The sequence below is a fragment of the Staphylococcus sp. EG-SA-15 genome (assembly GCF_017151895.1).
Classification (GTDB): Bacteria; Bacillota; Bacilli; order Staphylococcales; family Staphylococcaceae; genus Staphylococcus; species Staphylococcus aureus.
Genome location: NZ_JACVZN010000050.1, coordinates 1 through 9,100, shown reverse-complemented (window position 1 = coordinate 9,100; position 9,100 = coordinate 1). Strand labels below are relative to the sequence as shown.

The following is a 9,100-nucleotide window of genomic DNA, read 5'->3' as shown; positions in this document are numbered from 1 at the left end:
ATTTAACATTGTATCTGCATTCAGCACACCAACTAAAGTAATATTTGGATAATCTAATCCTTTCGCAATCATCTGAGTACCTAGTAAAATATCACCGTTACCTTTTTCGAATTCAGTCAATAACTTTTCATGTGCACCTTTCTTTGAGGTTGTATCTACATCCATCCTAATTATGCGCGCATCTTCAAATTCTTGTTGCAATAGTTCTTCAACTTTCTGAGTACCAGTACCTACTTGTCGAATGTGTTCACTCTCACAATTTGGACATTGATTCGGTGGCGTCTCTTGGTAACCACAATAGTGACATTTTAATAAGTCTGTCGTTTTATGATACGTTAATGAAATATCACAGTTTGGACATTGCGGTACATATCCACAATCCCGACATAACATAAACGATGCATAACCACGTCGATTTAAAAATAAAACAACTTGTTCCTGTCGATCTAATCTTAATTGTATGGCTTCACGTAAATCTTTTGAAAACATTGACCGATTACCTTCACTCAATTCTTCACGCATATCTACTATATCAATTTCAGGTAAAGCTTGTTGGTTCACTCTGTTTGGTAATGATAGCAAATGATAAACGCCTTTTTCAGCTCGTGCATAACTTTCAAGACATGGTGTTGCACTTCCTAAAATGACTGGGCAGTGATGATATTCACTTCGCCATTGGGCAATTTCTCTAGCATGATATCTCGGATAATCTTCTTGCTTATATGTAGATTCATGTTCTTCATCAATGATGATTAACCCTAAATTTTTGAAAGGTGCGAACACACTTGACCTTGCACCAACACTTACTCTCGCACGACCATCCCTAATTTTTTGCCACTCATCATAACGTTCCCCATTAGATAAGCCAGAATGTAATACAGCAACGTCATCACCAAATCGACGTTTGAAGCGTAAAACCATTTGCGGTGTTAGAGCGATTTCAGGAACTAACATCATCGCCTGTTTTCCTTGGCTTAAAACATCTTCTATCGTTTGTAAATATACTTCTGTTTTACCTGATCCCGTCACACCATGAAGTAAAAATGTTTCTTGCTCTTGGCTTACAATTTTAGCTTTAATCGCTTCATATGCTTTATATTGGTCTTCTGTTAATTGCTGTTTTGATTCTTGTTCGAAAACACGATCTTTAAATGGGTCTCTTTCAACAACCGCGTCATATTTTTCAACATAACCTTTTTTGATAAGTCCATCTAAACTGGATTTTGAAAAGCCCATATCCTCAATATCAGTTAAAAATATTGTTTTATGTTGTTCTTCAGACAAGTAAGCATACAAATCGTATTGTTTAATAACTTTCTCCAACTTAGCTAATACTTCATCAGGATGATACCCTTCAATGACACGAACAGCACGCTTGGTTTTTTTAGTTATATTTTGTGTGAGAATCGTTTTTTCTTCAACGATATCATCTTTTAACAACTTCATAAGCAATTGAATATCATTATTTTTTTGCGCATCTTTATAATAATAGTAACCATGCTTATCAAATTTTTGTAATAAAGCTGAAGGTACCTCTTTGTCATCTTTCATCTTAAATGCTTTTTTATACTTCGCTTTAATAGCACTCGGAAGCATCACTTCTAGCATAGAAATACGTTTAATGACATGAGTTGAACCCATCCACTCACTTAAAGCTATTAATTCTGATGTTAATTCAGGTTGTATATCTTTCACTTCTATGATTTTTTTTAACTTCGAAACGTCAAGTTGTGCATCAGGTTCTGCTGTTACTTCCATTACATAACCTTGAATCGTTCTTGGTCCAAAAGGTACAATCACACGCACACCAGGTTGGATGACAGATTCGAGTTGTTCAGGAATTATATAATCAAATTTATAGTCAACGCTCTTCGACGCGACATCGACTATGACTTTCGCTATCATTATTGCCACCTAGTTTCTAGTTCATCTAAAATTTGTGCAGCTAATACTACTTTTTTTCCTTTCTTGATATTTACCTTTTCATTATTTTTAAAATGCATTGTCAATTCATTATCATCAGAACTAAATCCGATAGACATATCCCCAACATTATTTGAAATAATCACATCTGCATTTTTCTTGCGTAATTTTTGTTGTGCATAATTTTCAATATCTTCAGTCTCTGCTGCAAAGCCTATTAAATACTGTGATGTTTTATGTTCACCTAAATATTTAAGAATGTCTTTAGTACGTTTAAAAGATACTGATAAATCACCATCCTGCTTTTTCATCTTATGTTCTAATACATCAACCGGTGTATAGTCAGATACGGCTGCTGCTTTTACAACAATATCTTGTTCGTCAAATCGGCTTGTCACTTGTTCAAACATTTCTTCAGCACTTTGAACATGAATAACTTCAATATCTTTTGGATCCTCTAGTGTTGTAGGACCAGCAACTAACGTCACGATAGCTCCTCGATTTCGCAATGCTTCAGCTATTGCATAACCCATTTTTCCAGAAGAACGATTGGATACAAATCTGACTGGATCGATAACTTCAATAGTTGGTCCTGCTGTAACCAATGCGCGTTTATCTTGAAATGAACTATTAGCTAAACGATTACTATTTTGAAAATGAGCATCAATAACAGAAACGATTTGAAGCGGTTCTTCCATACGTCCTTTAGCAACATAACCACATGCTAGAAATCCGCTTCCTGGTTCGATAAAATGATACCCATCTTCTTTTAAAATATTAATATTTTGCTGCGTACGTTTATTTTCATACATATGCACATTCATAGCAGGCGCAATAAATTTCGGTGTCTCTGTTGCTAGCAACGTTGATGTCACCAAATCATCAGCAATACCTACACTCAATTTTGCAATTGTATTTGCCGTTGCAGGTGCAACAATGATTGCATCTGCCCAATCACCTAATGCAATATGCTGTATTTCTGAAGGATTTTCTTCTATAAAAGTATCTGTATAAACAGCATTTCGACTTATTGCTTGAAATGCTAATGGTGTCACAAATTTTTGTGCGTGATTCGTTAACATAACGCGAACTTCATACCCAGATTGTGTTAACTTACTTGTCAAATCAATCGCTTTATATGCCGCAATGCCACCTGTAACGGCTAATAATATTTTCTTCATATTCAATCTCCCTTAAATATCACTATGACATTTACGCTTTACATCATCATATGCGCACAAATGCTCATTACTTTTTTATAGATACAAATTTAGTATTATTATAACATCAATCATTGGATAAACTAAAAAAACACACCTACATAGGTGCGTTTGATTTGGATATCCCTTGACGTATTTGATGTACGTCTAGCTTCACATATTTTTAATGGTCGAAACTATTCTTTACCATAATAATCACTTGAAATAACAGGGCGAATTTTACCGTCAGCAATTTCTTCTAACGCTCTACCAACTGGTTTAAATGAATGATATTCACTTAATAATTCAGTTTCAGGTTGTTCATCAATTTCACGCGCTCTTTTCGCTGCAGTTGTTGCAATTAAATACTTTGATTTAATTTGTGACGTTAATTGGTTTAATGGTGGATTTAACATTATTTTTTAGCCTCCAAAATCATTTTTCTATACTTAGCTTCTACGCGCTCTCTTTTTAAGTGCTCAGCTTCTACAATACATTGAATTCTATTCTTCGCAAGTTCTACTTCATCATTAACTACAACGTAATCGTATAAATTCATCATTTCAACTTCTTTACGCGCTTCGTTAATACGACTTTGTATTTTCTCATTGGATTCTGTTCCTCTACCTACTAATCGCTCTCTCAAGTGTTCTAAACTTGGAGGTGCTAAGAAAATAAATAGCGCATCTGGAAATTTCTTTCTAACTTGCTTTGCACCTTCTACTTCAATTTCTAAAAATACATCATGACCTTCGTCCATTGTATCTTTAACATATTGAACTGGTGTACCATAATAGTTGCCTACATATTCAGCATATTCTATAAATTGGTCATCTTTGATTAAAGCTTCAAACGCATCCCTAGTTTTAAAAAAGTAATCTACGCCATCAACTTCACCTTCACGCATTTGACGTGTTGTCATTGAAATAGAATACTTATATGATGTACTTGGATCTTCAAATATTCGTTTTCTAACAGTACCTTTACCTACTCCAGATGGTCCTGATAAAACGATTAACAATCCTTTTTCATTATCCATGCCTTACGACCTCTCTAAGCTAATCTTCTATTATTTAAATATGATATCACATTGTTCTTTATATTGTATAGCATATTTGAAATTGCATGCCATAATTTCTATTAAGTCTAACAATATCGTTATATTGCACGATTAATTTTAATTAAATAAATTGAATTGCAAACTTTTAGATAATGTAAAATGTATGGCATAATGTATGGTTCAATAACTATACCGAAAAGTTACAATCATGTTAAAATGAAACGAATGATATGAAGAAGGTGGAAGATAAATTATGGCTTATGATGGCTTATTTACAAAGAAAATGGTTGAGTCTCTACAATTTTTAACAACAGGACGCGTTCACAAAATCAATCAACCTGATAATGACACGATACTAATGGTTGTACGTCAAAATAGACAAAACCATCAATTGTTATTGTCAATCCATCCAAACTTTTCAAGATTACAATTAACTACTAAAAAATATGATAATCCATTTAATCCACCCATGTTTGCGCGTGTTTTTAGAAAACACTTAGAAGGTGGTATTATCGAATCGATTAAGCAAATTGGTAATGATCGTCGCATTGAAATCGAAATAAAGAGTAAAGATGAAATTGGCGATACTATTTACCGCACTGTCATCCTTGAGATTATGGGTAAACATAGTAACTTAATTTTAGTAGATGAAAATCGCAAAATAATTGAAGGATTTAAACACTTAACACCAAATACGAATCACTATCGTACAGTAATGCCAGGATTTAATTATGAAGCACCACCTACTCAGCACAAAATAAATCCGTATGATATTACAGGTGCAGAGGTGTTGAAATATATCGATTTTAACGCAGGTAATATTGCTAAACAATTATTGAATCAGTTTGAAGGATTTAGCCCTTTAATTACGAATGAAATCGTTAGTCGTCGTCAATTTATGACTTCATCAACATTACCAGAAGCATTTGACGAAGTAATGGCAGAAACCAAGTTACCACCTACTCCTATTTTTCATAAAAATCATGAAACAGGTAAAGAGGATTTCTATTTTATAAAGTTAAATCAATTTAATGATGATACAGTTACATACGATTCATTAAATGATTTACTTGATCGTTTTTATGATGCGCGTGGCGAACGTGAACGCGTTAAACAACGTGCGAATGATTTAGTTCGATTTGTTCAACAGCAGTTGCACAAATATCAAAATAAATTAGCGAAGTTGATTGAAGAATATGAGCAGTCTAAAAATAAAGATACTGAACAGTTATATGGTGAATTGATCACTGCTAATATATATCGAATTAAGCAAGGCGATAAAGAAGTGACGGCATTGAATTATTATACGAATGAAGAAGTTGTCATTCCTTTAAATCCTACAAAATCCCCATCAGCAAATGCTCAATATTATTATAAACAATATAATCGTATGAAAACGAGAGAACGTGAATTACAACATCAAATTCAATTGACGAAAGACAATATAGATTATTTTTCAACAATCGAACAACAATTACATCATATTTCTGTCCATGACATTGATGAAATTAGAGATGAATTAGCAGAACAAGGCTTTATGAAACAGCGTAAAAATCAAACTAAGAAAAAGAAAGCGCAGATTCAATTACAACATTATGTATCAACTGATGGCGACGATATATATGTTGGCAAGAATAACAAGCAAAATGATTATTTAACAAATAAAAAAGCTAAAAAAACTCACACATGGTTACACACAAAAGATATTCCTGGTTCACATGTCGTTATATTTAATGATGCACCAAGTGATACGACAATCAAGGAAGCGGCTATGTTAGCAGGATACTTTTCAAAAGCTGGTAATTCTGGACAAATACCTGTTGATTACACATTAATTAAAAATGTGCACAAACCATCAGGTGCAAAGCCTGGGTTTGTAACATATGACAATCAAAAAACTTTGTATGCTACACCTGATTATGAACTTATTCAAAAAATGAAACAATCATAATCAAGTTGTCGACAAATAAACACCTCACCATAAGAAAGGACTACTTTCTTTTGCGAGGTGTTTATTTTTAATTTAATGCGTTCATTGAAACGAAGTATCGTGTTTTTAAATAACGTATCATCATTTAAGTTACAAATTATCTTTGTGATTTTAAAAATGAGTGAAACTAAAATGCTAATGTGTACTTAAAATAGAAATACATAGGTAAAACGCATGCATAAGAAAAAGTGTTTCTTTATCATTCAACGCTGTGCAAATCCTTTTACTCAGGTAAAGCTAATTGAAAACTTACTCCAAACTTATCTTGAACCCAAGCAAACTCTCTGTATGGTGGCATATTCGTTTTTGGCATTAAAATGGCACCTTCATCTTTTAATCCATTAAATAGCCGTTCCATTTCAATAGTATCTTTTACTGTAACAAATAATGAAATCGCAGGATTCATTGGTAATTCTGTGCCACTATTAGCATCAATCGCCATGAATACTTGTCCATTTAATGTAAATATTGAGTGTTGTACAGTCCCGGGATCACCAGGTCCATTTTCACCATACTTAGCCATTGTTATAATCTCACTATCTTCAAATAAGCTTGTGTATAGTTTAACAGCTTCTTCAGCTTGGTTATTAAACATTAAAAATGTCGTGATTTTTGGAATATCCATGCTATGCCTCCTATAGGTCGAACTTCTATAACTACTATTATCTTAACATAATTAAAATGACAAAAGCGCGTCATACCGTTATGTGCACGAATGACAAACGTCTTATTGGCCTGTTGATTAAATCACATAGTTAACGATAAAAATTACGCAAGATTAAAAATATGATACATATGTTAATAAATGATACTTATCATAGGTATTAATGTTTTGACTTATTGTCAAATTTGATTACAATTAAAATTAAGTTAAAGGAGGGACGTTATGTTACATTATGTGATTCCAGTATTAGTCCTATTACTCGTATTCTTAATTGGTTGGATTTTAATAAAGTTAATTATCCGCTAATAAATTTTTTATATAATAAAAGCTATAGTGTTTGTAATATTCGGATGCGGTTAAGCAGCCCCTGATATTAAACACTATAGCTTTTTTGTTTTTAAATTTGTCCTTGTTTACGTAATATATCCTTTACATGTTTAAATAAATCATCATTATGATCTATAGTTGTTTTATTTTTTATATGTTTTTGCTTCGTTGAACTTTCGTCGACATCGTGACTACTAGATAGATTGGAATCATTTGAATGATTGATAAATTCGTTACAATGTTTTATCTTCCCATATAAATCATTAGATGTTTTGTCATTCATTTGTTGAATTCCTCCTTCTAGTGTCTATATTATGCTAAGTTGTCTCTCCATTCAACTAATGTTTGGATATCTTCACTAGAAATTTTACCTTCATTTTCAGCTACTTCAATTAATTCATTGTAATCACTTAAAGTGTAAAAAGGTAGTTGAATATTGCTAAATGTATCATCTGCTTTTTTCAAACCGTAAGTAAAGATAGCTACAACACCTAATACTTCTGCACCTGCTTGTTTTAAGGCTTCAACTGCTGTGACTGAAGATCCCCCTGTCGAAATTAAATCTTCTATCACAACTACTTTTTTACCTTCACTTTTAGCACCTTCGATTTGATTTTGCTTACCATGACTCTTATTTGATGAACGAACATAATTCATTGGTAATTTTAATTTTTCAGCAATAAAAGCTGCATGTGGAATACCAGCTGTTGCAGTACCAGAAATAACTTCTACTTCAGGAAAGTGTTCTTTAATTAAGTTAATTAAACCATCGCGGATTGCGCCTCGAACTAAAGGATAACCTAACGTAACACGGTTATCACAGTAAATCGGTGATTTAATACCTGAACTCCATGTATATAAATCATTTGGTGATAATGTTACAGCTTCAATATCTAATAATGATTTTGCAATTTCTTTAGCCATTATACTAACCAACTTTCTTTAATTTTATGATAACTTTCGACTGGATTGTCACTTTGTGTAATCGGTCTACCGACTACAATATGCGTCGAACCAAGCTGTCTTGCTTCTTCCGGTGTCGTAATACGGTGTTGGTCATCTTGAGATGCACCTTTAGGTCTAATACCTGGTGTTACTTTTAAAAATGATGTACCTAACTTTTCAGTCAACATACGACTTTCAAGAGGTGAACAAACAACGCCATCTAAACCAGCTGCATTTGCTAACTTGGCATAATTTAAAACGGCCTCTTCAATCGATGTTTGTATATTTTGTTCGTGTCGTAACATGTCTTCTGTTGTTGACGTAAGCTGTGTTACTGCAATAATTTTTGTATGTTGATTATGTTTTCTTAATCCTTTAATGGCCTCAGACATCATTTTTACGCCACCAGCAGCATGAACATTTACCAGATCAACATTCAATTTAGCTAGTCCTTCCATCGCCTTACCTACTGTATTAGGAATATCATGCAATTTTAAATCTAAAAATACATCATGGCCTCTTTCTTTTATCTCATTAATTAATTGAGGACCTTCTTGATAAAAAAGTTCCATACCTACTTTTACGAATAATGATTCATCAAATAAATCTAAAAATTGATTTACTTTTTCTTTTGATTCAAAATCTAATGCAATAATTGGTAAATCTTTCATCATATATGTCTCCCTTTATATTAAGAAATTCATTAAAATAATGAGGCTGTAATATAAACTTCTTTAAGTAAATGGTTAATTACAGCCCCACCGATACAGTTTGATTGATTTACATTTGACGCATTGTAAATGTCATACTTTCAATTACATTCGTTAAGGCATTAGCTGTATCTAAAGATGTCAAACATGGAATACCATTTTCAACTGTAGTACGTCTAATTTGGAAGCCATCCCTTTCTACTTCTTTACCTTTAGTCATTGTATTTATAACGATTTGAACATCACCATTTTGAATACGTGTTAATAAATCATTTTCGCCAC

The 9,100-nt window shown here is 32.8% G+C and carries 10 protein-coding genes; 1 reads left to right on the top strand and 9 read right to left on the bottom strand.

Annotated features, from left to right (window positions below):
* The 4 genes from priA to gmk form a co-directional block, all read right to left on the bottom strand.
* Positions 1-1,905: replication restart helicase PriA (gene priA / locus IDG64_RS14085; RefSeq protein WP_206171344.1), on the bottom strand; the 1,905-nt coding region annotated here is incomplete at its 3' end.
* A complete protein-coding gene (gene coaBC, locus IDG64_RS14080) occupies positions 1,905-3,104 on the bottom strand; it encodes a bifunctional phosphopantothenoylcysteine decarboxylase/phosphopantothenate--cysteine ligase CoaBC (protein WP_000722165.1) in 1,200 nt (399 codons plus the stop codon). The genes priA and coaBC, both read right to left, overlap by 1 nt.
* Positions 3,105-3,319: 215 nt before the next feature.
* The gene (gene rpoZ / locus IDG64_RS14075; RefSeq protein ID WP_000933956.1) at positions 3,320-3,538 is read right to left on the bottom strand and encodes a DNA-directed RNA polymerase subunit omega; all 219 of its coding nucleotides are present in this window, start codon (positions 3,536-3,538) and stop codon (positions 3,320-3,322) included.
* Positions 3,538-4,161, bottom strand: coding sequence for a guanylate kinase (gmk, locus tag IDG64_RS14070; RefSeq protein ID WP_000368228.1), 624 nt, complete (start codon positions 4,159-4,161; stop codon positions 3,538-3,540). Before gmk ends, rpoZ begins: the two co-directional genes overlap by 1 nt.
* Before the next feature lie 274 nt (positions 4,162-4,435).
* On the opposite strand from gmk, the gene IDG64_RS14065 reads away from it, so the two are divergent.
* Positions 4,436-6,133, top strand: coding sequence for an Rqc2 family fibronectin-binding protein (locus IDG64_RS14065; RefSeq protein WP_000312784.1), 1,698 nt, complete (start codon positions 4,436-4,438; stop codon positions 6,131-6,133).
* Positions 6,134-6,395: 262 nt separating this feature from the next.
* On the opposite strand, the gene IDG64_RS14060 is transcribed toward IDG64_RS14065, so the two are convergent.
* The 5 genes from IDG64_RS14060 to IDG64_RS14040 form a co-directional block, all read right to left on the bottom strand.
* The gene (locus tag IDG64_RS14060) at positions 6,396-6,797 is read right to left on the bottom strand and encodes a VOC family protein (protein ID WP_000354184.1); all 402 of its coding nucleotides are present in this window, start codon (positions 6,795-6,797) and stop codon (positions 6,396-6,398) included.
* Between the two features lie 436 nt (positions 6,798-7,233).
* Entirely contained in the window at positions 7,234-7,446 is a 213-nt protein-coding gene (locus tag IDG64_RS14055) for a hypothetical protein (RefSeq protein WP_000998557.1), read from the bottom strand.
* A 29-nt stretch (positions 7,447-7,475) separates the two neighbouring features.
* Positions 7,476-8,087 (bottom strand): orotate phosphoribosyltransferase, encoded by a 612-nt coding sequence (gene pyrE / locus IDG64_RS14050; RefSeq protein ID WP_001040248.1) that lies wholly within the window; start codon positions 8,085-8,087, stop codon positions 7,476-7,478.
* Positions 8,087-8,779, bottom strand: coding sequence for an orotidine-5'-phosphate decarboxylase (pyrF, locus tag IDG64_RS14045; RefSeq protein ID WP_000654067.1), 693 nt, complete (start codon positions 8,777-8,779; stop codon positions 8,087-8,089). Before pyrF ends, pyrE begins: the two co-directional genes overlap by 1 nt.
* 109 nt (positions 8,780-8,888) lie before the next feature.
* The coding region (locus IDG64_RS14040; RefSeq protein WP_206171343.1) for a hypothetical protein at positions 8,889-9,100 on the bottom strand (212 nt) is incomplete at its 5' end.

Excerpts from the sequence above, each read along its gene's own strand:
- IDG64_RS14060 (WP_000354184.1), bottom strand. The coding sequence starts at position 6,797 with ATGGATATTCCAAAAATCACGACATTTTTAATGTTTAATAACCAAGCT.
- gmk (WP_000368228.1), bottom strand. The coding sequence starts at position 4,161 with ATGGATAATGAAAAAGGATTGTTAATCGTTTTATCAGGACCATCTGGA.
- IDG64_RS14055 (WP_000998557.1), bottom strand. The coding sequence starts at position 7,446 with ATGAATGACAAAACATCTAATGATTTATATGGGAAGATAAAACATTGT.
- rpoZ (WP_000933956.1), bottom strand. The coding sequence starts at position 3,538 with ATGTTAAATCCACCATTAAACCAATTAACGTCACAAATTAAATCAAAG.
- IDG64_RS14065 (WP_000312784.1), top strand. The coding sequence starts at position 4,436 with ATGGCTTATGATGGCTTATTTACAAAGAAAATGGTTGAGTCTCTACAA.
- pyrE (WP_001040248.1), bottom strand. The coding sequence starts at position 8,087 with ATGGCTAAAGAAATTGCAAAATCATTATTAGATATTGAAGCTGTAACA.
- coaBC (WP_000722165.1), bottom strand. The coding sequence starts at position 3,104 with ATGAAGAAAATATTATTAGCCGTTACAGGTGGCATTGCGGCATATAAA.
- pyrF (WP_000654067.1), bottom strand. The coding sequence starts at position 8,779 with ATGAAAGATTTACCAATTATTGCATTAGATTTTGAATCAAAAGAAAAA.